General features: G+C 44.3%; 17 protein-coding genes and 1 pseudogene. 17 read left to right on the forward strand and 1 reads right to left on the reverse strand.

Features of this window, described 5'->3' with window-relative positions:
- Nucleotides 1-844 (reverse strand): DUF6531 domain-containing protein (locus HMPREF3277_RS12780; RefSeq protein ID WP_246830820.1); only part of this gene is annotated, 844 nt, incomplete at its 3' end.
- A 543-nt stretch (nucleotides 845-1,387) separates the two neighbouring features.
- Here HMPREF3277_RS12780 and tagF point away from each other — a divergent pair.
- From tagF to HMPREF3277_RS12860, 17 genes and pseudogenes are all read left to right on the forward strand, one after another.
- On the forward strand, nucleotides 1,388-1,939 hold the full coding sequence (gene tagF, locus HMPREF3277_RS14225; RefSeq protein ID WP_003764194.1) for a type VI secretion system-associated protein TagF: 552 nt from the start codon (nucleotides 1,388-1,390) through the stop codon (nucleotides 1,937-1,939).
- A 4-nt stretch (nucleotides 1,940-1,943) separates the two neighbouring features.
- Nucleotides 1,944-3,011, forward strand: coding sequence for a type VI secretion system protein TssA (gene tssA / locus HMPREF3277_RS12785; RefSeq protein WP_070871336.1), 1,068 nt, complete (start codon nucleotides 1,944-1,946; stop codon nucleotides 3,009-3,011).
- 68 nt (nucleotides 3,012-3,079) lie between these two features.
- Nucleotides 3,080-3,598 carry a type VI secretion system contractile sheath small subunit gene (gene tssB, locus HMPREF3277_RS12790; RefSeq protein WP_003761725.1) on the forward strand — a complete coding sequence of 173 codons (519 nt, stop codon included), beginning with the start codon at nucleotides 3,080-3,082 and terminating at the stop codon, nucleotides 3,596-3,598.
- A 33-nt stretch (nucleotides 3,599-3,631) separates the two neighbouring features.
- A complete protein-coding gene (gene tssC, locus HMPREF3277_RS12795) occupies nucleotides 3,632-5,131 on the forward strand; it encodes a type VI secretion system contractile sheath large subunit (protein WP_003761727.1) in 1,500 nt (499 codons plus the stop codon).
- Between the two features lie 87 nt (nucleotides 5,132-5,218).
- Entirely contained in the window at nucleotides 5,219-5,701 is a 483-nt protein-coding gene (locus tag HMPREF3277_RS12800) for an Hcp family type VI secretion system effector (RefSeq protein WP_003761730.1), read from the forward strand.
- Nucleotides 5,702-5,860: 159 nt separating this feature from the next.
- Nucleotides 5,861-6,676 carry a type VI secretion system accessory protein TagJ gene (locus tag HMPREF3277_RS12805; RefSeq protein ID WP_070871337.1) on the forward strand — a complete coding sequence of 272 codons (816 nt, stop codon included), beginning with the start codon at nucleotides 5,861-5,863 and terminating at the stop codon, nucleotides 6,674-6,676.
- A 33-nt stretch (nucleotides 6,677-6,709) separates the two neighbouring features.
- A complete protein-coding gene (tssE, locus tag HMPREF3277_RS12810; protein WP_070871338.1) occupies nucleotides 6,710-7,222 on the forward strand; it encodes a type VI secretion system baseplate subunit TssE in 513 nt (170 codons plus the stop codon).
- On the forward strand, nucleotides 7,219-9,195 hold the full coding sequence (locus HMPREF3277_RS12815) for a type VI secretion system baseplate subunit TssF (RefSeq protein ID WP_070775059.1): 1,977 nt from the start codon (nucleotides 7,219-7,221) through the stop codon (nucleotides 9,193-9,195). The genes tssE and HMPREF3277_RS12815 overlap by 4 nt, the downstream gene beginning before the upstream one ends.
- A complete protein-coding gene (gene tssG / locus HMPREF3277_RS12820) occupies nucleotides 9,192-10,232 on the forward strand; it encodes a type VI secretion system baseplate subunit TssG (protein ID WP_070871339.1) in 1,041 nt (346 codons plus the stop codon). The genes HMPREF3277_RS12815 and tssG overlap by 4 nt, the downstream gene beginning before the upstream one ends.
- Before the next feature lie 89 nt (nucleotides 10,233-10,321).
- Nucleotides 10,322-12,973, forward strand: coding sequence for a type VI secretion system ATPase TssH (gene tssH / locus HMPREF3277_RS12825; RefSeq protein ID WP_003764150.1), 2,652 nt, complete (start codon nucleotides 10,322-10,324; stop codon nucleotides 12,971-12,973).
- Between the two features lie 143 nt (nucleotides 12,974-13,116).
- A complete protein-coding gene (tssJ, locus tag HMPREF3277_RS12830) occupies nucleotides 13,117-13,743 on the forward strand; it encodes a type VI secretion system lipoprotein TssJ (RefSeq protein ID WP_039863309.1) in 627 nt (208 codons plus the stop codon).
- 26 nt (nucleotides 13,744-13,769) lie between these two features.
- The gene (tssK, locus tag HMPREF3277_RS12835) at nucleotides 13,770-15,113 is read left to right on the forward strand and encodes a type VI secretion system baseplate subunit TssK (protein ID WP_070871340.1); all 1,344 of its coding nucleotides are present in this window, start codon (nucleotides 13,770-13,772) and stop codon (nucleotides 15,111-15,113) included.
- Nucleotides 15,114-15,137: 24 nt separating this feature from the next.
- Complete coding sequence (gene tssL, locus HMPREF3277_RS12840) at nucleotides 15,138-16,403, forward strand: type VI secretion system protein TssL, long form (RefSeq protein ID WP_070871341.1); 1,266 nt, start codon at nucleotides 15,138-15,140, stop codon at nucleotides 16,401-16,403.
- 31 nt (nucleotides 16,404-16,434) lie between these two features.
- The gene (gene tssM / locus HMPREF3277_RS12845) at nucleotides 16,435-19,992 is read left to right on the forward strand and encodes a type VI secretion system membrane subunit TssM (RefSeq protein WP_070871342.1); all 3,558 of its coding nucleotides are present in this window, start codon (nucleotides 16,435-16,437) and stop codon (nucleotides 19,990-19,992) included.
- 72 nt (nucleotides 19,993-20,064) lie between these two features.
- Nucleotides 20,065-22,407, forward strand: coding sequence for a type VI secretion system Vgr family protein (gene tssI / locus HMPREF3277_RS12850; RefSeq protein ID WP_003780333.1), 2,343 nt, complete (start codon nucleotides 20,065-20,067; stop codon nucleotides 22,405-22,407).
- 12 nt (nucleotides 22,408-22,419) lie between these two features.
- Nucleotides 22,420-23,556, forward strand: coding sequence for a DUF2169 family type VI secretion system accessory protein (locus HMPREF3277_RS12855; RefSeq protein ID WP_070871343.1), 1,137 nt, complete (start codon nucleotides 22,420-22,422; stop codon nucleotides 23,554-23,556).
- An 82-nt stretch (nucleotides 23,557-23,638) separates the two neighbouring features.
- Nucleotides 23,639-23,831: pseudogene (locus HMPREF3277_RS12860) on the forward strand (DUF4150 domain-containing protein); the annotation flags it as partial.

The following is a 23,831-nucleotide window of genomic DNA, read 5'->3' on the forward strand; positions in this document are numbered from 1 at the left end:
AGCCGGAATCGACTTCGGCAAACAGCAGCCGTGCACCGCCGTCGGGGGAGGCTATTTGGTAGAGGTCGTCTGAAATCTGTGAAAAGAAGATTTGTTCGTAAGGATCAAAATAGGCGTCATCCAGACCGTAGGGGTCTTCCTCAGCGGAAGCAGGTCTTGGTGCGGCCTCTTCCTCATATAGATCGTCTTCATCTTCGTCGGCTGCGGAATAAGGCTCTTCCGCTTCGTCGCTGATATCCGGCAACGAAATTTCCCTGCCCTGCTCATCAATATAAAGGAAACCGTCGGCAGTCCGGACAAGACGCATGGAGAACGGCAGCGACCAACCTTGTCCCAGCCAGCCGTTGCCTATTTGGTCGGAATAGTAGCTGCGCTGCCAAACAAGGGGAAGCGGGGAATCGAAGGCAAAGTCGGTCTCGGTATCGTCAAATAGGACTTTGATACCGAGCACTGCGTTTACGGGGTTACCGATAGCAGCAGCTACCTTACAAGGAATACAGTGGCCATGACCCGAGGTAACTACCCCGCCATCGAAGCCCATGCCCATGCCGCCGCTAAAACCACTGACCATTTTACGGGAAGGCGGCTTGGGGCCCGGCTGACCGGGTATCATGGACGCAAGGGAAACCAGTTCGGATATGGCATCAACTGCATCGGCTGCAGCAGAATCAGGCGCAACTATGGAAAGGGCAGTGGAAGCAACATCGGCAACCATCTCTATCACATCCACTGGTCCGGCTGCATTGGTCAGCGGCTCAGGTGGATTGGCAGAGCCTTGAGACACCATGGCTGGTGCTTCAGGTTTGGGGATGAGAATACCGAAAGTATTACCGAAAGAGGCCATGGGTTTACTCCCTCCGTCGAGATTTTATTGATATTGAAATGGAAAACCTAAGTTGCTTACAGATTTACAAGTTTGAATCAAAATTGCTTTTGAATATATAGTGGATTAAATTTAAATCAGGACAAGGCGCCGAAGCCGCAGACAGTACAGATAGTACGGCACCGATTCACTTGGTGCTTCAGCACCTTAGAGAATCGTTTTCTTTGAGCTAAGGCGAGGTAACGCTGTACTGGTTTAAAGTTAATCCACTATATTTTGAAAATAGCATGACACAACGCGAAGATTATAACAAACAACAAACTGCAAATAAATTGTAAAGTAAGACACTAAAATAATAAAAAATGTTCCACAAATACTTCTTTATCATACAAATATTACTTTAGTTATTCTTTTAATAAGGAAAAAAATATATTAATACATAAACCAAAATTATGGTAAAGTATATATACAGTGGCTATGGCAGACATAACTCATAGCCAAAGCATAATCGATACCTTAAGTAACTTTATCATTTGTTAATTTTACATTATGTGATTGTTATTTATGCAGCAAAGCGAAATCTACTTTTTCGGAAAACTAAATCAGTCTCGTGATTTTATTGTTTCTGAAAATCTCCAAACTAATGATAAAAACTTTTGGGACGGATGGTTTGATCGTTGCAACAACCAAGACAAACTCATTCCGTTTACCCGAAAAGCGCTTTCTGTATCGCGGATTTGGCTGTTTTGCATTAAACTGCCTGATAGCATTACCTATATTGGGCTAACGGCACTCAGCTCAGACCAAACAGGTCGACAATATCCTTTTGTACTGTTCCAAAAACCTTATTCTCTTCTAGAACAGTTAAAGTCTATTAATTTTTTCTCTCAAAACATAGATTTTTTTAACCAAACATTAATAAATGGTAAATGTATTATAACAAATTGTTTAGGTACACTTTATAAGTCTGACCATCCGTTACCCGAGCCTTTCCTTAATTTCTTATCTAAATCAGATAACATTGGCAGCTTTTGGCTGGACTGCGAAAGCGGTTACCATATAGAAAGAGACGGAGAGCCCACCTGCTCTCTGTTCAATAAAATATTTGGATTATAAATAGATGAATACATTTCCCTTATGGGCAGAACCTATTTCCGCTGACACCCCCGAAGGGGTAAATATTGAATACGACAGCCGCTTTTTAGAGCTTCAAAGCGCTGCCGAAGGGAAACCGGAAAGGCAATATGGCGACACCATCATCCCTGCTGAAGAGCCTGATTGGGCAACAGTAGAGAAGCTGTGCAATCAATTGCTGGCTGAATCGAAAGACCTTCATGTTTTGTCCTATTACACACAGGCGCTCACTGCAAAACATGGCCTGGTTGGCTTTTGCGCCGGTTGTGAAGCCATCAAAACCAATGTAGATTTGTATTGGAGATCCCTATATCCCAAGCTCGAAGATGAAGACGGCGAACCCGACCCGTTTTATCGAATCAATGCGCTAAGTGCATTCGCTACGCATGACGGCATCGCCAAAGAAGTATTTTCAGCCAAATTATTAGTAAACGGACTGACCCAACAGCCTATTACCGTTAAAGAAGCAGTTTCCGTCTTGCAAGGCAATGACCCGCAAAGCTATCCGGGCGGCAAAGAACGTTTGATGCTCGATATCAGGGTAAGTGCCGATACCGGCAAACCGGAATTGATTGCCTTAATCCAGGCATTAGACCATCTGAAAGATATTCAAAACACTTTCTCGACCCAGCTGCAAGACGAACACTCACTCAATTTTGAAGTGATTCAAAAACCGCTCACCCTGATCCACAAAGCCATCAATTACAACGATGGAAGTACCCCGCAGCTGCAACAGGCTGAACAAACAGAACAACCCGCTGAAACGCCCGTTTCGACCGTTGCTCAAGAGCAATCGACCCTTCAAGAAGCGGATGCATGGCGTCGTCTGAATATCAAAAATCGGGCTGATGTCGATTTGGCTTTGGAAAAAATCTGCATCTACTTTGAAACGCTGGAACCCAGCCACCCTGCCCCGTTATTTATCCGCAGGGTACAGCGGCAAATGAATATGAACTTCTACGACATCATGAAAGATATCAGTCCTGAAAGCATTGCCAATCTGGAAGTTTTGATCGGGAAGCAGGACGAAGAAACGGGAACTTCCAACGAATAAGCTAGTCTATCCGCAATATTTAAAGTTCGTTTAAATAAACAACTTTTATCATTTAAAGGTCATTGAATATGTCACGAAACAAATCATCCGGACAAAAATTTATTGCCCGCAACCGGGCGCCTCGCGTACAGATTGAGTACGATGTAGAACTTTACGGTTCTGAGAAAAAAATTGAGCTTCCATTCGTTATGGGGGTGATGGCAGATTTGGTCGGGAAACCCGTAGAGCCGCTACCTGAATTGGCCGAACGTAAATTTTTGGAAATTGATGTAGATAATTTCGATGAACGCATGAAAGCCCTCAAACCGCGTGTCGCATTTAATGTCAAAAATACGCTTACCGGGGAAGGCAACTTGAATGTAGAGCTTGAATTGGAAAGCATGGATGATTTCTCTCCGGCAGCAATAGCCAAAAAAGTAGGTCCTTTAAACGAACTCCTACAAGCGCGTACAGAGCTTGCCAACCTGCTTTCATATATGGATGGTAAGAGCGGTGCTGAAGAATTAATCGGAAAAGTCTTGGGAGACAGCGAGCTGCTGAAAAGCCTTGCAGCCGCACCTAAAGCAACAACCAAAGACGAGCAGTAATTTCAGATGAAATCAATAAAGTGAGCGTGAATCATGACTGAAAAGCAATTAGACATCCAAGGGGACAGCGGCGCGAAAAGTGTGTTTGCCGCAAATGAATTTGAACAGCTGCTGCAAAAAGAATTCAAACCCAAAACTGAAGAAGCCAAAAGTGCTGTCAATAATGCCGTAGCGACACTGGCACAGCAAGCTTTGCAAAACGCCATTACTATTTCAGACGACACTTATCAAACCATCGAAGCGATTATTGCAGAGATCGACAGAAAACTTTCCGAACAGATCAATTTGATTCTGCATCATGAAGATTTCCAAAAGCTGGAAGGCGAATGGCGCGGCCTGCATCATTTGGTTACCAATACCGAAACCGATACTTTGTTGAAAATCAAAGTATTGCCCATCTCCAAAAAAGAAGTTGCCCGCAATTTAAAACGCTTCAAAGGCACCGCTTGGGACCAAAGCCCCCTATTCAAACGCATTTATGAAGAAGAATACGGCCAGTTTGGTGGCGAGCCTTTCGGCTGTTTGATTGGCGACTACTATTTTGATCACTCTGCACCCGATGTGGAAATGCTCAATAGTCTTGAAAAAATTGCCGCCGCCGCACACTGTCCGTTCATCGCCGGCGCATCCCCCAAACTGATGCAGATGGAATCTTGGCAAGAGTTGGCCAATCCTCGTGATTTGAGCAAAATTTTCCAAAATGCCGAATATGCCCCATGGCGCAGTCTGCGTGATTCCGAAGATTCGCGTTATATCGGTTTGGCCCTGCCACGTTTCTTATCCCGTCTGCCTTACGGTGCCACAACGAACCCTGTCGATGAGTTTGACTTCGAAGAAGAAACTGAAGGCGCGGATCACAACAAATACACATGGGCCAATGCGGCTTATGCAATGGCGGTAAATATTAACCGTTCATTCAAATATTATGGTTGGTGTACCTCAATCCGCGGCGTGGAATCCGGCGGTATCGTTGAAAACCTTCCCTGCCACACATTCCCGACGGATGACGGAGGCGTGGATATGAAATGCCCAACCGAAATCGCCATCAGCGACCGCCGCGAGGCCGAATTGGCAGCATTGGGATTCATGCCGTTGATTCACCGTAAAAATACCGACTTGGCCGCGTTTATTGGTGCTCAATCGCTACATAAACCGTCTGAATATTATGATCCTGATGCTACCGCTAACGCCCGTTTGTCTGCGCGTCTGCCTTACCTGTTTGCGTGCTGTCGTTTCGCGCACTATCTGAAATGTATCGTACGCGACAAAGTCGGTTCGTTCCGCGAGCGTGAAGACATGGAACGCTGGTTAAACGAATGGATTATGAATTATGTAGATGGAGACCCGATTAACTCCACTCAAGAAACAAAAGCCCGTAAACCGTTGGCCGCTGCTGAAGTGGTTGTGGAAGAAGTTGAAGACAATCCCGGATATTACACTTCCAAATTCTTCCTGCGTCCGCACTACCAACTCGAAGGCCTTACCGTTTCATTGCGCTTGGTTTCCAAACTGCCTTCGGCTAAACAGGAATAGTCGGGTTTGGTTTATTTAGGTGGGCATGCTCATGCCCTGTTGTTAAATCCCTTAATTTTTTAACCTTTTAACAAGGAGAGTAAAAACATGGCTATTGATATGTTCATGAAAGTTGAAGGTGTTAACGGCGAATCAAAAGATTCCAACCACAAAGACTGGACCAACATCGAAAGTTTTGACTGGGGTGCCGAGCAACCCGGTTCGATGACCAGCGGTGGTGGCGGTGGTGCCGGTAAAGTCAATTTCAATGACTTGACCGTAGTTGCCGCTATTGACAAAGCCGCTCCGACCATTCTGAAAAACTGTGCTACCGGTCAACACTTGAGCAAAGTAGAAATTTCTGTATGCAAAGCCGGTGGCGAACAGATCGAATATTCGCGCACTACTTTGGAAGATGTCTTGGTAACCGGCGTGAAATTCATCGGTGTACAAGACAACGATGCACTGAAAATGCGTTATTCATTCCAAGCTGCCAAAGTGAAAAACCAATATTGGGAACAAACCGATAAAGGTTCTAAAGGCGCTGAAGTTCAAATGGCCTTCAACATCAAAGAAAACAAATCCGCATAACCACTATGCGCATTTAACTGCAGAAGCCTGGCTTAAAAGGCATTTTAAGTCAGGCTTTATTACAATAAATTTACTTTTCAGACGACCTCTGTCTTCCTGAAAAGTTAATCGGGTTTCAACTATTACACACTTTATACAAATAAATAAGGAGTTGCTGGGATGGATTTGAAGACTAAATTAACGGACATGATTGAGCTTGTACGTTCAAATCCTGATAATCAGGAACACCGTTTGGCATTGATTCAATACCTCTGTCTGAGTGCCAAATGGGAACAGGCTTTAAAGCAAATCGGGCAATACCAAAAACTGTTTCCCGATACTCAAAAGCCTCTGATGCTCTACCTTATTGAAAACATTTCTGCCGAAATGCGTCGTCAAGCAGTCTTGGAAACACAGCAAAAACCCAAAACTCTGGAACAGCACGCAAGCAAACTCGATATTCTTCAAAAACAACTCTCTTTAGTTGCTCATGTTGCAGAGAAAAAAAGCTCTGCCCTCACTGCCGACTACGAAGCCTTATCCGACTGTATCGACGGTACACCAGCGCACATCACTTATCTTCTGGCAGATAAATCGGTTGCCGAAACCGACAGCAACTGGATTATGGATGGCGACGTACGTACTGCTTTTGTTTATGAATTCTTCTATCAAGGCCACTACTATTGGCAAACTTGGGACTCTATTGAAAGTATAGCTTTCAAAGCACCCAGCTCATTGCTCGACATCATCTGGAGGTCGTCTGAAATCAAATTTACCGACGGCGAATGTATCCAATGTACCAGTCCTGCCCGCTATGCCGTTTTACCGGATGCAGAAACCGAATGGTCGGATATGTTGATGAACTGTTCGCAAACAGACTGGATAGAAGTAGCCGAACAGCTCTTTACAGGCATGGGTCAAAAAACCTTGTATACCGACAGCCATGATTTTGGTCTCTTGGATATTCGCAATATTAAATTCGGACAACAGCGTTAAACCTTATCCATCCTCTGACTATCGCAATCCATCATGTCGCAATTCAGAAACCAACTGCTGCCTTCTTTGTTTGACAGACTGACAGATGAAGAGCCGCGCAAAAAAAAAGAGGCACGCCCCGATCAGGTCATCAATCTCGACCAATATCGGCAGGCAGTGCTGCGCGATATTCTTTACCTGCTGAATACCTGCAACATGCAAGCGGAAACCATGGAGAAAGATCTGCCTGTTAACGTGCGCTCGTCCACACTCAATTACGGCATTCCACCCCTGTCGGGAGTTAATTTCTCCGACATAGAATGGCAGGATGTAGAACAAAACATCAAACAAGCCATCATCGATTTCGAACCACGCCTTGAAAGCAAAACCCTGCAAGTTATCGTGAATACCGTAGAAGATGATGACGATGCTTTACACAACAAACTTATTATTGAAGTCAAAGGTTACCTGAAACTCAATCCTTATCCCAAAGAGTTCCTGCTACGAACCAGTATGGATGTTGAGACCGGGTTGTTTGACTTGTTAGATGGGGGAAATAGGTCTTGAATAACAAATTATTGTCTTACTACAATAAAGAACTGACCTTCCTGAAGGAAATGGGCAGGGAATTTGCACAGCAATATCCCAAAATCGCCTCCCGATTGGCACTGGATACAACCGACATCCCCGACCCTTATGTCGAAAGGCTATTGGAAGGTGTAAGCTTTCTCACTGCCCGCACCCAACTCAAGCTGGATGCGGAATATCCCCGTTTCGTACAAAGAATCTTGGAAGTCGTTTACCCCGACTTCATCAATCAGAAACCGGCAGCAGCTATTGTCAATTTGGAACCTACCGGTCAATACAACGCCGACGTGATCAATCTACTGGAACGTGGCAGAGTATTGCGCTCATTACCCATCGACGAATTCAAGGTAAGTTGCCCGTTTTCCGTAACCAAAACCACTGAAATCCTACCTTTACGCATAGAAAAAGCCAAATATACCGATTCGCTCGGCTATTTACCAAGTACGCTTTCCGCGCTCAAGGCATCTGCCGGGAAAAAAGTGCAATCTGCCTTGCGTTTGGACTTCTCACTCAGCGTACCTGGCGCATGTTCGGAAATGTTGCCGGATGAATTGTCTGTGTTTTTAGGTACGGAACTTTCTAAGTCATCTGCACTGCTGTTTTTACTGGCCTCCGAATGCGTGGGCGTCGTTTGCCACAGTTATGAGAACCCCAAACAATGGTATTACCCGTTGTCCTCCAAACCGGAACATCGGGGATTTCGGGAAGATGAAGCCTTATCGTTTAATTTGGACAAATCCGTCAGCGCATTCCGGATTATGCAGGAATACGCGCGCCTGCCGGAAAAATTCCTGTTTGTCGCTCAAAAAGATATCAAACAGGCTGTCCGTCAGGCTGAGAATGACGGACATTTGCCCAAAGTACCCGAACATTTGGAAGAAATCGTAAACGATAAGGGTGTCAATAAAAAAATCATTACCTACCGCAAACGTTATTTCAGTCTTTCATTTTTATTCAGCAACAAAATACCTGAATTGACAGAATTGATCGGTGTAGAGGATTTTTCCGTCAATGCGGTGCCTGTGGTAAACCTTTTCAGAAAAAAAAGCTCCCGCTTCCCTGTAAACATCCAAGACCAGGAACACCACGTCATCATCGACCGTACACAACCTTTAAATTATGAAATCTACGCCATCGAACAAGTAAAAGGTTTTGACACCAACAACCGTCAAACTGTTGCATTTTCACCGATGTATAAAGCGCCGGATATGGGGCTCTTCCCCGAAGCCCAAACTCAGCATGCTTATTTTTCAGCACGGCGTGCAGACAGAGTCCCATCGGAAAATTCTGTCAAAAACGGCTTCCGTTCTTCCTACTTGGGCAGCGAAGTGTTTTTGTCTCTTGCCGACAATCGGGATTACGCTTTCAATTCCGGCATACAGCATCTTTCCGTAGATGCCTGGTGTACCAGTAGGGATTTACCGCTGATGATGCCGCGTGACGGAGAGTCCGATTTCCTGATTGAAGGTTTCCTGCCGGTTAACTCTATTAAGCTGATTTCTAAGTTAACACGTCCTCAAGCGGCTGTGAGTGAGGATCGAACGCTTTGGTCGTTTTTAAACCAATTAAGCTTAAACTATCTGTCATTATTAAACATCGATCAGGAAGATGCACCCGTCACCTTAAAAGAGCTTTTAATGGTGTTTGTTTCTTCTGAAAATGATTTGCTGAAAAAACAGATTGAATCGATCACACGCATTGAGACCTCCATTGTGAACAAGGTAGTCCGTCATTACGGAGTTGCAGCACCTGTTCGAGGCATCAAAATCACGGTTACGCTGGATGAAGCGCAATTGGGCGGTATCCATCCCTTCCTGTTCGGCTCGGTTTTGAACCATTACTTCCAGCGTTTGGTGTCGATTAACTCATTCATACAGCTTCAAATTGACACGCTCCAACAAGGACATATGGCTACTTGGCCGACGGCTGTTGGAGAGAGGGTAATCGTATGAGTCCGGTTAACGCTCAAACAGATTTTGGCGACGCATTGGACGATACATGGGATGAAAAACTGACGGGCTTTTTAAACAAAGTTGCCTCTCAGCCCTATAAATACGATTATTTTTCACTCTTGCGCCAGCTTGAGTCCGTCAAATTTGTTACCGGCGGGAAATTATTGGGCAAAGCCGTCAACCCGAAAATGGAAAAAATAAGGATTCGCCAAGAGCCATCGCTTATTTTTGCTCCCCGCAACATCCAATCAGTTGCCTTATCGCCGCGTTATGTGGAAATTTCCATCAATGGATTCGGTTTGTTTGGCCCATCCGGCCCCCTGCCCCTGCATTTGACCGAATATGCCTATGAGCGTCAACACCAACACGGCGACCGGACATGGACCGGTTTTGCCAATATGTTGCAACACCGTCTGGCTGTCTTATTCTATCGGGCATGGGCCAACGCTCAGAGCATTATTTCTTTAGATAAAAATGCTGAAGACCGTTTTGGGAAATATATCGCCAGCTTTAATGGGCTGGATACACCGGCCATACATAACAAAGGCTTAATCCACGAATTTGCCAAGCGTTATTTTGCCGGCCTGCTGATGAAGCAAAGCCGTTCGGCAGCCAATCTTCAGCAATTACTCAACCGTTATTTCAAAGTCCCCGTTACCATTCAAACCAATGTTGGGTATTGGGTTGAGGTTGCGGAAGAAAAAACACAAATCGGCATCATGGGTAACTATACGCTGGGAGATGGCCTGCTGCTGGGCGACAAGCTTTACGATGTTCAAAGCAAATTCCGCATTATTATCGGTCCGCTTACCCTACCCGCTTACCGATCATTCTTCAAAGACGGTATCAATACCGCCCGCCTACGGGAGTGGGTAAGGTTGTTTGCCGCAGATGAATATGAATGGGATATACAGCCTGTTTTAATGCAAAAAGAAGTACCGCTCATGGACTTAGGCGGACAAACACAACTCGGCTTAACAACTTGGCTGGGGAATGTTTCCCGTGATGCCGAAGACTTGATCGTCAGCAACCATTAAACAGCTTTTTCAGACGACCCCTTTGTTGAGAAAAGCTTCTTTCAAACTATTTTTAGACATACTTGGAATAACTTAATTAAGGACACATCATGTCAAACATCAGCCGCAGCGTATTATTTGGCAAGTTGAATACCACCTTGTATAAAACTCTGGAAAATGCCTACACCTTCTGCCGTCTTCGTGAAAACAGCTACGTTGAGTTGGTTCACTGGCTTCATTCTCTGCTGCAAACCGAAAAAACCGATATCTTCTGCCTGATCAACAGTTTTAATTTAGACGAATCCAGAGTCCGTAAAGATGTATTGACAGCGGTTGAAAAACTTCCTGCCGGTTCTACTGCCGTTATCGATTTTTCCGAACATATCCAAACCCTTGTCGAACAAACTTGGACATACAGCTCGCTCAAATTCGGTACCGACAAAATCCGTACTGCTCATATTTTCTACACCATGCTTGAAAATAAGACGTTGCAGAGCATTTTGGCCAATATTTCATCCGAGTTCCTAAAAATCAAACCTGAAACATTGGCGAACAATATCATCGCTATTACTGCAAACTCTGAAGAAAATCTTGAAGTTACCCAAAATGCCTTATCTTCTGAGCCTAACGCTACCCACAAAGAAAGTGCCTTGGCCAAATACGGCAGCAATCTCACTGAAAAAGCCAAAAATGGCGAAATAGATCCTCTTACCGGTCGCGATGCCGAAATCAGACAAATGATTGACATCCTGATGCGCCGCCGTCAAAACAATCCGATTCTCACAGGTGAGGCCGGTGTCGGTAAGACAGCCGTCGTCGAAGCATTGGCATTGCGTTTGGCAGCCGGAGATGTTCCGCCCGGATTGAAAGACGTTCAATTAATTTTGCTGGATATCGGTTTGCTTAAAGCCGGTGCTAGCGTCAGTGGAGAATTTGAATCACGACTCAGAGCGGTTATGGACGAAGTGGAATCCAGCCCGACCCCCATTGTGCTCTTTATCGACGAAATCCATACCTTGATTGGTGCAGGTGGGGCAGCCGGTACGGGCGATGCAGCCAACCTGCTCAAACCTGCGCTCGCCCGAGGCAAACTCCGTACCATTGGCGCGACAACATGGGCAGAGTACAAAAAATACTTTGAGAAAGACCCTGCCCTGACCCGCCGTTTCCAAGTGGTGCAAGTGGATGAGCCCGATGAAAACAAAGCCATCAACATGCTTAGAGCATTAAACGCTTCTTTGGAAAAACACCATAACGTGATTATTCTTGATGAAGCAATTCAGGCAGCCGTAAAACTTTCCCACCGCTACATACCTGCACGCCAACTTCCTGATAAAGCTGTCGGTTTGATTGATACCGCTTGCGCACGTGTTGCTGTCAGCCAGCATGCTGTTCCCAGCAGTATTGAATTTTTGCGGAAGAAATCCGAGGCATTAAAACTTGAACAAGCAAATTTGGAACGTGAGAAAAAACTCAGTTTCGATTCTGAAACACGGATAACCAATATTGGCAAAGAATTAACTGAAGTCGAAGGTCGTCTGAAAAAATTAGAAGACAGATGGAAATCTGAAGCAGACTTGGTTACTGAGCTGTTAGAAGTACGTGAACAAATCATGCAAGCGGAAGAAGGAACGGCTGAGAAAGAAACCAAGCAGCTGCATACCCGCCAAAAAGAGTTGGTTAACAAACTGAAAAAACTGCAAGGTATCCAACCGCTGGTTATGCCTTTAGTGGATAGCCGTACCGTTGCTGACGTTGTAGCTGACTGGACAGGTATTCCCGTCGGTAAAATGATGAAAGACGAAGTTGAAGCGGTCTTGCAACTTGCCGATACTTTAAACAAACGCATCATTGGCCAACGTCACGGCTTGGATGCAATCGCCCGTCGTATCCAAACATCACGCGCGAATCTGGATAACCCCAACAAACCTATCGGTGTTTTCATGTTGGCAGGCCCTTCAGGCGTGGGTAAAACCGAAACAGCATTGGCTCTAGCCGATACATTGTACGGCGGTGAACAAAACGTAATTACCATCAATATGAGCGAATATCAGGAAGCTCATACCGTATCCACCCTAAAAGGCGCGCCTCCGGGCTATGTCGGTTATGGTGAAGGCGGTGTACTGACCGAAGCCGTTCGACGCAAACCTTATAGCGTCATCTTGCTTGATGAAGTGGAGAAAGCACATCCAGACGTGCATGAAATCTTTTTCCAAGTATTCGACAAAGGCTGGATGGAAGATGGTGAAGGCCGTTATATCGATTTCAAAAATACCATCATTATCCTAACTACTAATGTAGGTACGGATTTGATTATGGATATGTGTGATGACCCTGAAATGCTGCCTACCCCGGAAGGATTAACTAAAGCCTTACGTGCTCCCATGCTGAAAACTTTCCCTGCCGCACTACTAGGCCGCATGCAGGTGATTCCCTACTATCCGTTATCTGACGATATGCTCTCAAAAATTGTGGAATTGCAATTAGGTCGTATCGTAGACCGAATTAAAGATAACCACGGTATCGACCTTCACTACACGCCAGAAGTGCTCAAGCTGATTACTTCGCGCTGCACAGAAGTTGAGTCAGGTGGCCGCATGATTGATGCGATTCTGACCAATACAGTTTTACCGCAAATCAGTCGTGAACTGCTTACTTGTGCAACTCAAGGCAAACAAGTTTTAAGTGTAAATATTGATGCAAGTAACCATGACTTTACTTATCAATATAAATATAAACCTCGCAAGAAAAATACTTTATAATTTTAGAAAATATTAAAAAAATTTAGTCTTTCTAATTAATTATAACGAACCTATTTATTTCTCCAGTAGTCATATATTGCATGACTGATTGAAGTATTTGTTGTCAGACGTAATCAATACTGATGAACTTGAAGGCAATTAAGATGCATACACAACTAATAAAATATATATCATTCTTAATGATATCTTTAATGGTAAGCTCATGTGCTTCCGACCATAAACCGCCTAAAGAATCTGATGAGAGCGGAGAAAAAATTGATGTACAAATCATAGTTTCCCCTGATGCGAATCCTAATATAGTTGGCCAACCTTCTCCCATCAGATTGGATTTATATCAGTTGTCTTCTGACGGGGAGTTCAAAAAATCAAACTATTTTGAACTTACCAACAACGCCAAAGAAAATTTAGGTGAGAAGTTAATCCAGCAAAACCAATTCATGCTGCATCCTGATACAGTTACCATATTGCCGATTAAAATGGATTCCCACCTGAAATATCTGGGTGTAGTCGCAAGTTATCGAGATTTGGATAACAGTCAATGGCAATTGGTATTATTGAAGCAGAAGAAAAAATGGTATCAGTTTGGCAAACATTATTTCTATGTAAATGTCGGCAAAAATAAATTAACCCAGTTATCAAAGTCAGAAATGAAGGACTTGTTGAAAGAATATAAAGAACGACACCCTGACGATAAAAAAATTAAAGAAAATGGAAAAACTCGTAAATACGGCAATGACCTTAGTAAAGGCGTTTTCCGTGAAGAAAAATAATAACTAAAAGATTAAGGATAAAAGGCATGGCAATAGAAGCAAAAGTAGTTTGGTCGGAGGGTATCTTTATTACCCCTCAACATTTCCAACAATTTGAACGTTACCTTGAATCCGGTCTACGCCAATTAGCCGTTTCTCAAGAGGGTCATTTTTGGGGATTCTCTTCGCTGGTATTAAATTCAGACGGCCTCAAACGGGGGATAATCGGTATTAATGAAGCAGAAGGTGTTTTTCCTGATGGTTCTGTATTTTTATTCTCTCAAAAACAGCTTGAAAATTTGAGTTTAAAAGTCCCTGCAAATATTAAAGACACCAAAATCTGCCTTGCCGTTACCCTGCCTTCTTCTGTAAATAATGAAATTTATTTCCCAGATCAGGATTCTTCAGACTCATGTCGCTACAAAGCCTTTAATAAAACTCTAGCAGACACTACAAATACTGAATTAGATGGTCGCCAAGTAATACTGGCAGATCTTAATCCGATGTTGGTTTTAGAAAATGACTTAACCAGTGGACAAACTGCCCTGCCCATTGCGCTTATCCGATCCAGCTCTGCAGACTTTGAAATTATTTTAGATGAATCATATATCCCGCCTTGCCTCGGAAGCCAAAAACAACCACACCTGAAAGCTTATATTTCAGAAATTTATGGTTTATTGATGCAAAAAAGCAATAGTCTGGCCAATGCAGTGAACGATCCTAATACCGGCGGCTCTGTTGAAGTTATGGATTTCATGATGCTTCAAACCATTAATCGTTATTTGGCATATTTGCATCATGAAAATGAAGGGGCACGACAAACGCACCCTGAACAATTATTCATTAATTTATCCAAACTATGTGCTGATTTAATGACCTTCCTGCCTTCTCGCAAAGTAGGCGATATCCCTGTCTATGAACATAATGACCTAGCCTCATGCTTTGGCAAATTATTTTTCAATCTGCGTAAATCATTATCCATCGTTCTTGAACAACGCGCGATTAGGATTCCGCTGGATATGCGTGATGAAGCCACTCGCGTTGCTCAAACACCAGATCAAAGCCTATTGGATAAAGCCTCATTTGTCCTTGCTATCAAAGCCGATATGCCGAACGAAGCATTGCGCCAAAAAATTCCGAGCGTAGTAAAAATAGGTACTGTGGAGAAAGTAAAAGAATTGGTTGCTTACCACCTACCTGGAATCAGGGTTCATGCTTTGTCTGTAGCACCCCGAGAATTGCCATACCACAGCGGTTATGTCTATTTTGAATTGGACAAAAAGCACGAGCTGTGGGACATGTTTGATACTTCATCAGGCATGGCCTTCCATTTAGCCGGTAATTTTCCGAATTTAGATGTTGAATTTTGGGCAATCAAGTCTTTAAGTTAATTTGGTTCAATTTGGAATTTCATTATGGATAACCAGAATAATGCTGCTCACAGCACCACAAATATTTATAACCCATTGATTGAGGCGGCCAAACCGGTTTTTATCTTAGTCAATGCGATGCAGCAGACTACCAGTCAATTGTCTACGGACAGTTTGATCAACAAATTTTCTCTCTTAATCAATAATTTTGAAGAAAATGCTGAAAAAAATGGAGCAAGATACGACGCTATCCAAGCTGCAAAATACTGTCTATGTACATTCGTAGATGAATTGGCTGTTCGTGCAGGCTGGGCAGATGAAACCTGGTCAAAAAACAGTCTGTTGGTATCTTTTTATGACGAAACATGGGGCGGGGAACGTTTTTTTGAGATTATTCAAAATTTGAAACAGGATCCGGATAAGAATATTGATTTATTAGAGTTTATGTACTTGTGTTTGCAGTTTGGCTACAAAGGCAAATATCAAGTGTTAAATAGCGGCGAACTCGAAATCGACAAAATCAAAAGAGATTTGCTCGCCTTAATTCATAGTAAACGACCGGATCAAACTGCCGATCTTTTCAAACACAATCCAATAATCACAAATACTATCCAACGAAAACAAAGGCTCTCTATTCCTTTATGGGTTGTAGGTGTTTTAGGGGCAGTCGTCTTGGGGGTGGGCTATTTTGCAATGCAATGGTCTTTAGGCGATGACTTTGATGTCGCCAGCACAAAAGTTAACAATCTCAAACTCCCTTCTGTTACGGCTAAACAGAAAGAAACACAAAATACTGTCCGACTACGTCCTTTATTGGAAAATGAAATTGCTAGAAAGCTAGTCTCTGTAGAAGACTTTCAAGATAGAAGTACAGTCACTATTTTGGGTGACGGTCTCTTTGAGTCTGGTTCTGCACAAATTCAAGACCAATATTACCCTGTTTTGGCAAGAGTCAGCCAAGCTTTGGATAGCGTAGAAGGGCAAATCGTAGTGACCGGATATACTGACAATCAACCCATTCAGAGCTTGAACTTCCCATCTAACTGGCATCTCTCTCAAGCTCGTGCAGACGCAGTAAAAGAAATTTTATTGAATTACATCAAAAATGGCGGAGCTCGTATTCGTTCAGAGGGACGTGGTTCGACCGATCCTGTTGCTCCAAATGATACTTTGGAAAATAGAGCCAAAAACCGAAGGGTTGAAATTACCCTATTCACAACTGGAACCGGCCCCAAACTGGGTAGTGAAGTAGAAGTAAAAACCAATACTTCCACTACTCAGCCAAGCAGTGATGTAAGTACACATCAATAATCTGAAATTGGATTGATACGGAAAAACAAATATGAAAAAAATTCTTTATTTTCTAGGCTCCCGTTCTTTATGGGTAATGCTGGGTATCGCCGGTCTGATTATATTGGTATGGTTTATCGGCCCACTGATTTCCATAGGTGAAATCCGTCCTTTAGCAAACAAGACTATTCGCCTTGCCGTGTGTGCAGCCATTATCGGCATTTGGTTGGCTAAAGCCATATTTCGCCAATATCGTGAATCACGTCGAAACGCTGCCTTACTGAAGGAAATTCGTGCAGCACAAGAACCCATTTTAAAAAATGCAAGCGATGTCAGCTCAATGAGCCGTCAGTTTGCCGAAATGGATAAAGTACTGAAAAACGCAAAATTTTCCAGATCTAAAAATAGTTTATTGGCAAGATTGGAAGAGGGGCAATATCTTTATCAAATGCCGTGGTACGTTGTTTTAGGTGCTGCCGGTTCTGGTAAAACAACAGCATTAAAACGCTCTGGTCTCAACTTCCCTCTAGAAAGCACTTTAGGAACATCTGTAAGCGGCTTGGCAGGGACGCGCGATTGCGATTGGTTTTTATCCGATGAAATCGTACTTCTCGATACTGCAGGCAGATTGTCTTTACATGACAACCACAGCAATAAGGACTCCAGCGACTGGGAAGAATTTGTATCCCTGCTGAAGCGCTACCGCCCCAAACAACCTATCAACGGTGTAGTAGTTACCGTAGGCGTGGACGACCTTTTAGGCGGTAAAACCAATATTACCGAAATTTCTGCAGAACTTCGCAAAAGAATCCACGAAATGCATACCAAATTAGGTATACATTTCCCTGTTTACCTTATGATAACCAAACTGGATTTGCTGCATGGTTTTGACAAATTCTTCAATCATCTGACGGAAGAACAAAGAAACCAATATTTGGGTATTTCTCTTTCTGATACAGAAGGGATGGAAACTCCAATTGCCACTGCTTCCAATGCTTTATCGGAAGTTGTTGATAAACTGCGCTCTTCTATGTTGGGCACCATCCATCAATTGGAATCTTCTGAAGATAAAGCAGCGGCTTTTGCTTTCCCTGAAGAATTTGAACGTCTTAATCAGGCGGTACTTTCTCTATTTAAAGAATTATCTAAATCTTCAAAATTTGAGCAACCTATCTCGTGGAGAGGTGTTTATTTCTCAAGCGGTACCCAAACGGGACAACATTTCAATCCTATCTTGGATGGCTTGCAAAACGATTTCCAATTATCGAAAAAATACTTGGATTCGGATCGAACCAAAACTCAAAATAACGAGCGAAGCTTTTTCCTGCACAGACTGTTCTCTGATGTCATCCTTAGTGAAGCAAACCTGGCGGGAGAAAATAAATCTTGGTTTGTCAAAAAACAAATGCTCTATTGGTTAGGCATTGGAGCTATTGTCACCATAGTCGCTGCCTGCTTAGCCATGATGCTGAACAGTTATTCGAATAATCGCTCATATCTTGAGCAGGTTGGCGATAAAGCAACCAAACTGGGTCAAGAGGCGAAGAAATACACTGAAGCTCCCGACCTGCTTAAAGCAGTAACATTTGCAGAACATGTCAAAGATACAACCAGCAGTAGAGAGATTCCCGATCTGTCTTCCCCTCCCCTCAGCTATCGTATGGGTCTTTATCAAGGCGGGCAAATGGAAGACGTTGGTGAATCTGCCTACCGAAGAATCCTTCAAGACAATGTGATGCCGTTAATCAGTTTCAAATTAGATGAACTTCTGCGTACAACCAGCGGCTCAGACGGCATCAATGGTTACAATGCTTTAAAAGCTTATCTGATGATGTACGACAAAGAGCATTTTGATGCCGCTTTTATGCAAAACTGGCTGATGACTAATTTGTCTAAAGCAGAATCTTCAGGCATGAGTGAGCAACAGAAAAAATCTCTTGAGAAAGCTTTAAACCAAATACTTTCCAAACAAAGCATTACTCCCAGCGTACCCTATGATGAAGAATTGGTAGAACGCCGCAGGCAGGAAATTGCACAAAGAGATATTGCCACTATGGTACTGGAAGATACCATCAACACAGTCGCCCTCTCAGGCAAAGAAGGAATCACACCTGTTTCTTTTTCAAGCATGGGCGGCGTACAAAGCCACTTATTGTTTCGTCGCAAAACCGGCGGAGCTTTAAAAGAACCGATTAACTTCATTTATACCAAAGAGGCTTACATTACCAAAGTCTTACCTACTATGGTCAAGTCGGCAGAACAGTTTTTTAATGAAGACAACTGGGTATTGGGTAGTTATGCATCACAAAGCCAAAGCAAAGCTTCTGTTCTTTCAGATGCTCAAAGGCTTTATTTCGGCAATTACATCAAGGCATGGAATAACTATTTGTCTGATTTGTCATTGGTTACGCCCAAGTCATCTCGAGAAAGTATTCAGATTGCCAAGCTTCTATCAGAGAAAAATTCTCCTTTAGTCAATATCATCAAAGGTATCAGCGACAATACGACGCTTACCATTGATAAAAAGATAACGGATAAAGCAGACAGTAAAATTGCCGACTGGTTAAATAGAGCAGGACTATCAAAGCTCCTAGATGCTGAAGGAGAGGCTAATGTAAAAAATGAATTGTCTGCTTTAAAACTGGCCACTCCCGTTGATGATGCTTTTGCGGATTTCCATAGTTTAACTGAAACCACAAATGATCAACCTCCGGCAATTAACAGTGTTACTGAAGCCATTAATGATTTGTACGTTTATCTGGTTGCCGTTAATGTCGCAGTCGAAAAAGGGGTAGATTTGCCTCCTGATGATCCGTTTGTGAAATACAAAGCTGAAGTAAACCGTCTTCCTATGCCCTTCCGTCCGATGTTGGACAGCTTTTCTGAGATTATTTTGAAAAACACCGACAAAATTGTTGATGAAAAGCTCATGTCAACCTTGGAAAAACAGTTGGCAACCGTAACAAACAGTTGCCAAGAAATACACGAACAGGGTTACCCTTTTGACAGAGGTTCTGAAAACAATGTTGCCTTAGAAAGCTTCACCAACATATTTGGTCCAAACGGCATGTACAGCAAGTTTACCAATTTATCAGGTGAAGCCGCCGTATTGGCACGTTCAGAAAAACTGGAAACCTTGACTGCTAAAAACAGCGCATTTAAAGACCGTTTCTCCAGGCTGAACGACATAGCGGCAATCCGGCAAGGATATTTTGACAAAGGCTCGGAGACACCCACTTTTGACTTTACAGTCAAAGTCTTGATTCTTGACTCCAGCTTGGAAAGCGTGAATGTTTCTTATGCAGGGAAAAGCTATGTATACAGTCACGGTCCAGTCAATCCTGCAACCTTTACTTGGCCTTCAAAAGAAGAAAACGCCTTGGCAAAAATAGATATTTCCTCCCCTCAAATCAATAGTGCGGGTATCAGTTCAACCGGACCGTGGTCAATATTCCGCCTGATTGAAAAAGGGAAAATCATTCGCCAGACAGGAAACACTACCGTTGTCGAATACAACATCCAAGGCAAAAACGTTGTACTTGAATTTACGACTTCCACAGCCTTCAATCCCTTTAATTTAAACAAATTAAGGAATTTTCAGTGCGTTTGATGGTCATAATGAGAATGTAAGCAGGTCGTCTGAAACCGCTCATTCCAACATGCTTCTGCCGCAACCCTATGCATGATTGAAAATAGAAAAACCGACACTCAAGCGAAATTGGTTTTTAATGTCAACAAGGAATTTCCCGAAATGAATAGAACAGTCGTTGCTCATACACCTTTGGGATCACAACTTTTATTCAAAAAAATGCTTGGAACAGAATTTGTTTCAAACCTTTTTGAATTTAATATTACTTTGGTTTCCAAAGATTCCAATTTACAAGGCAAGGATATTATCGGTCAGCCTATAACATTGGAAATTGATACAGAAGCAGGCAGCCCGCGCTATCTGAACGGTTTGGTTACCGACTTCGGCTATATCGGCGAAGATGAAGACGAAGAAGACTATCATGCCTACACCTGTACAGCCCGTCCGTTTATGTGGTATCTCACCCAAAATACGGACAGCAGGGTATTTGTCGACAAGTCCGTTCTGGATATTGCCAATGAAGTCTTGTCGCCGTTCGGCTTCCCCTTCCAGGTAAAATGCCAAAAAGGCTATCGTACCAGAGGATTTTGTGTCCAATATCAGGAAAACAGTTTTAATTTCCTAAACCGCCTGTTTGAACAGGAAGGCATCTACTATTATTTTACCCACAGCAACGGTTCGCACGAGCTCGTTATCGCTGATGATGTCGGTACTCTAGAAGCCATTCCTTCTCCCAACATTCCTTACCATTCCAAAAATACTGCGCCCGGTGCACCCAACATCGCCTATATCGATGTATGGGAAGAACGGGATGCCTTGAAATCCAGTCAGTTCGTGACTCAAGAATACAACTATAAAAACGCCAAAGTCCCAATGAAATCTTCTGATTCGGTTCACGATTTCAGTTCTGTTCCTATGGAACATTATGATTTTTATACCGGCTTTAGCGATGTATCCGAAGCACAAAATTACAGTCAGGTGCGCAGTGAAGATCTGAAAAGCCAAACCAAGATCATTACCGGTTCGGGTACTGCCTTGACGGTAGCTCCGGGTTATACGTTTACCCTGAGCAAACACCCGCATTCCTCATCCAATACCGAATACACCATTCTGAAAGCAGATTATGATTTTGAAGAAGCCGGCTATACTACCGGCGACCGTATCGGCAAATTCAGAATTTCGTTCCGCGTATTGCCCAAATCCTACCCATACCGCCCTCCCCTCAAAACGCCGAAACCCAAAGTATTGGGTACACAGGCTGCTACGGTAACAGGTCCCGCCGGAGAAGAGGTTTATACCAACGAGTATGGCGATATTAAAGTCCAATTCCATTGGGACCGCTACGGAAAAATGGATGAAAACAGCTCCAACTGGGTTCGGGTAACGCAAGGTTCTGCCGGAGCGGGATACGGCTCTATCAACACACCGCGTATCGGTGAAGAAGTGCTGGTTGACTTCATCAACGGCGATGCCGACCGGCCGATTGTATTGGGTCGTCTGTACAACAGCGCAATGTCGCCGCCATGGGGCTTTCCTGCCGCGGCCAAGCAGTCCGGTATCAAAAGCAAGAGTTTCAATTCGCCATTGTCCAACTTCAACGAATTGATGTTCAACGATACTGCCGGTTCCGAGATGGTCAATTTCCAAGCGCAAAAAGACCTGACCTCCCTGGTTAAAAATAACGAAACCCGTAACGTCAACAACGACCGCACCACCACAATCGGTAACAACGAAACGGTTACGGTAGTAGGCGATCGGGCGAAAACCGTCCAAAAAAACGAAACGGCTTCGATTACCCAAAACCGCACAAAATCGGTGGGTCAAAACGAGACCTCCAGCATTACCCAAAACCAAAGCATTAGTGTGGGTGACAACCAAAGTACCAGCGTAGGTAAAGACCAAAGCGTCAATGTGGGTAAAAACCGCAGCCGTTCTGTTGGCTTGAACGAAAAAGTAGGCATAGGTCAGAGCCAAGCGCTGACTGTCGGACAAGACCAGAACGTTGCTGTCGGCAAAAACCAAGCGCTGACCGTCGGTGCCAACCGCAACAAGACTGTTGTTGCCAACGAAGTCAGCAGTATCGGCGGCAACAAACAGGAAACCGTCAGCCTGAACGGTATGAACAATGTCGGCATCGGTCAGATGACCAACATCGGTGCCGGCTATATGCTGAACGTCGGTGCAGGCTGGATGACCAATGTCGTCGGTGCAGAAATGCATAGCGTCGGCTTAGTGATGGGGCTCAACGCCGGTATGAACATCGGCCTCAATGCCGGTCGAAACATCACCCTGTCCGCAGGCAAGAAAATTACCATACAAGTCGGTAGTTCCATGATTTTGATTGATAAAAACAAAATCAGCATCGTCAGCAAAACGATCAAGATCGTCGGCACCAAAGTAGTGGACATCGACGGCAAAAAAGTCGATATCAACTAGAGAAGATACGCCATGTTTGAGTTGCAGAACTTTACCTGCTTTCATACGCAGCAGTTTAAAAACATCGACCAAACAGATCGGGCTTATGATGTAGTCGTCGCCAAAGTCAGTTACGAGTTTGAAATTGACCCGGAAACAGGAAAAACGGAGCTTGCGTTTGCCCGTAAGCAAACGCCGCTCACATTTGCCGATACCTATTACGGCGATCCTTCGCAAACCTCGACTCAGTTTGAAAGCGACTTCAGCCTCTACAAACCCAAAACCGACTTGGTTGTCAATGCCACCGCCTATGCACCCGACGATGTCCCCTCTCGGCAATTCACCGTATCCGTAAGAATCGGCGATTACCAAAAAAGCCTGGCGCTTACCGGGGAACGTTACTGGGTGCGGGAGGCGGCAGGATGGTCTTTGAGCGAACCCGACCCCATCCTTTCGCTGCCTATCCGCTATGAGTTTGCCTTTGGCGGCAGCGCAGTCGAAGACGATCACACAGGCTATCAGCAGAACGCCATCGGTATCGGCTACTATCCGAAGGCCGAACTCAAAAAAAACGGGTTCAAGCGGACGCTGAAAGCGCATCAAATCTACGACCCCGCACACCCCGTGCGAGATCCGTCCGATAAGGCCGCGCCCGAAGGCTTCGGCTTTATGCCCCGTTATTTCGCACTGCGAGCCAAACATACCGGCACTGCTGATGCGCAATGGATAGCCAACCGTGCCCCGCTACTGCCTGAAGATTTTTCTATGGCTTATTGGAACGGCGCCCATCCCTCGTTGCAGCTTCCCCATCTGAAACCCAACCATATTTACGAACTGACTTTTACCGGCATGGTGCATTCCTTCCAAGCACCCAACCAACGATTTACCGTTGATTTGCCGGTAGAAACCGTGTTCGTCCACGCCCATACGGCAACCAACTCGTCACTGTGCAAAGATATGGTATTGGACACCATCCTCGTCGATGTAGAACAACGCCGCATTGATTGCAGCTACCGCACATCTTTTCCGGAGGAACTGGAAATTGCGGCATGCCAGCTCAGATTCATCGCCCGACACGAACGGGCAGATCAAATCGCAGCCGCCCAAGCTTGTCGGGATTCGCAGGATGAATTTATCCCAATCCCACCATCTTTGGCAGCACACGTATAAACCACACATAGGTCGTCTGAAACCCTAAGTCCTCATTCATCCCCCTTTCAGACGACCCCATCCCCAACAGGAGCAAGCCGCCATGGCATTCAATAAAATCGCCCGCAAAGACAGCGACTTTAGAGTCGTCTTTATCCTCCCCGATTTCTGTTGGGCGCCCCCTCCTGCTCCTCCTGTCACACCCATCCCCTTCCCGCTCTTCGCCGACCTGGGCGGTGCCAAGACCGTCGCCAAAGACGTACGCCTCAACCGCAAGCCCGCCTTCGTCTTCAAAG

The organism is Neisseria sp. HMSC70E02 (assembly GCF_001838645.1).
GTDB classification, from domain to species: domain Bacteria; phylum Pseudomonadota; class Gammaproteobacteria; order Burkholderiales; family Neisseriaceae; genus Neisseria; species Neisseria macacae.

Coding starts and splice junctions, on each gene's coding strand:
- tssJ (WP_039863309.1), top strand. CDS start 13,117: ATGCATACACAACTAATAAAATATATATCATTCTTAATGATATCTTTA.
- tssK (WP_070871340.1), top strand. CDS start 13,770: ATGGCAATAGAAGCAAAAGTAGTTTGGTCGGAGGGTATCTTTATTACC.
- HMPREF3277_RS12800 (WP_003761730.1), top strand. CDS start 5,219: ATGGCTATTGATATGTTCATGAAAGTTGAAGGTGTTAACGGCGAATCA.
- HMPREF3277_RS12855 (WP_070871343.1), top strand. CDS start 22,420: ATGTTTGAGTTGCAGAACTTTACCTGCTTTCATACGCAGCAGTTTAAA.
- tagF (WP_003764194.1), top strand. CDS start 1,388: ATGCAGCAAAGCGAAATCTACTTTTTCGGAAAACTAAATCAGTCTCGT.
- tssI (WP_003780333.1), top strand. CDS start 20,065: ATGATTGAAAATAGAAAAACCGACACTCAAGCGAAATTGGTTTTTAAT.
- tssA (WP_070871336.1), top strand. CDS start 1,944: ATGAATACATTTCCCTTATGGGCAGAACCTATTTCCGCTGACACCCCC.
- tssB (WP_003761725.1), top strand. CDS start 3,080: ATGTCACGAAACAAATCATCCGGACAAAAATTTATTGCCCGCAACCGG.
- tssG (WP_070871339.1), top strand. CDS start 9,192: ATGAGTCCGGTTAACGCTCAAACAGATTTTGGCGACGCATTGGACGAT.
- tssC (WP_003761727.1), top strand. CDS start 3,632: ATGACTGAAAAGCAATTAGACATCCAAGGGGACAGCGGCGCGAAAAGT.
- tssM (WP_070871342.1), top strand. CDS start 16,435: ATGAAAAAAATTCTTTATTTTCTAGGCTCCCGTTCTTTATGGGTAATG.
- tssE (WP_070871338.1), top strand. CDS start 6,710: ATGTCGCAATTCAGAAACCAACTGCTGCCTTCTTTGTTTGACAGACTG.
- tssL (WP_070871341.1), top strand. CDS start 15,138: ATGGATAACCAGAATAATGCTGCTCACAGCACCACAAATATTTATAAC.
- tssH (WP_003764150.1), top strand. CDS start 10,322: ATGTCAAACATCAGCCGCAGCGTATTATTTGGCAAGTTGAATACCACC.
- HMPREF3277_RS12805 (WP_070871337.1), top strand. CDS start 5,861: ATGGATTTGAAGACTAAATTAACGGACATGATTGAGCTTGTACGTTCA.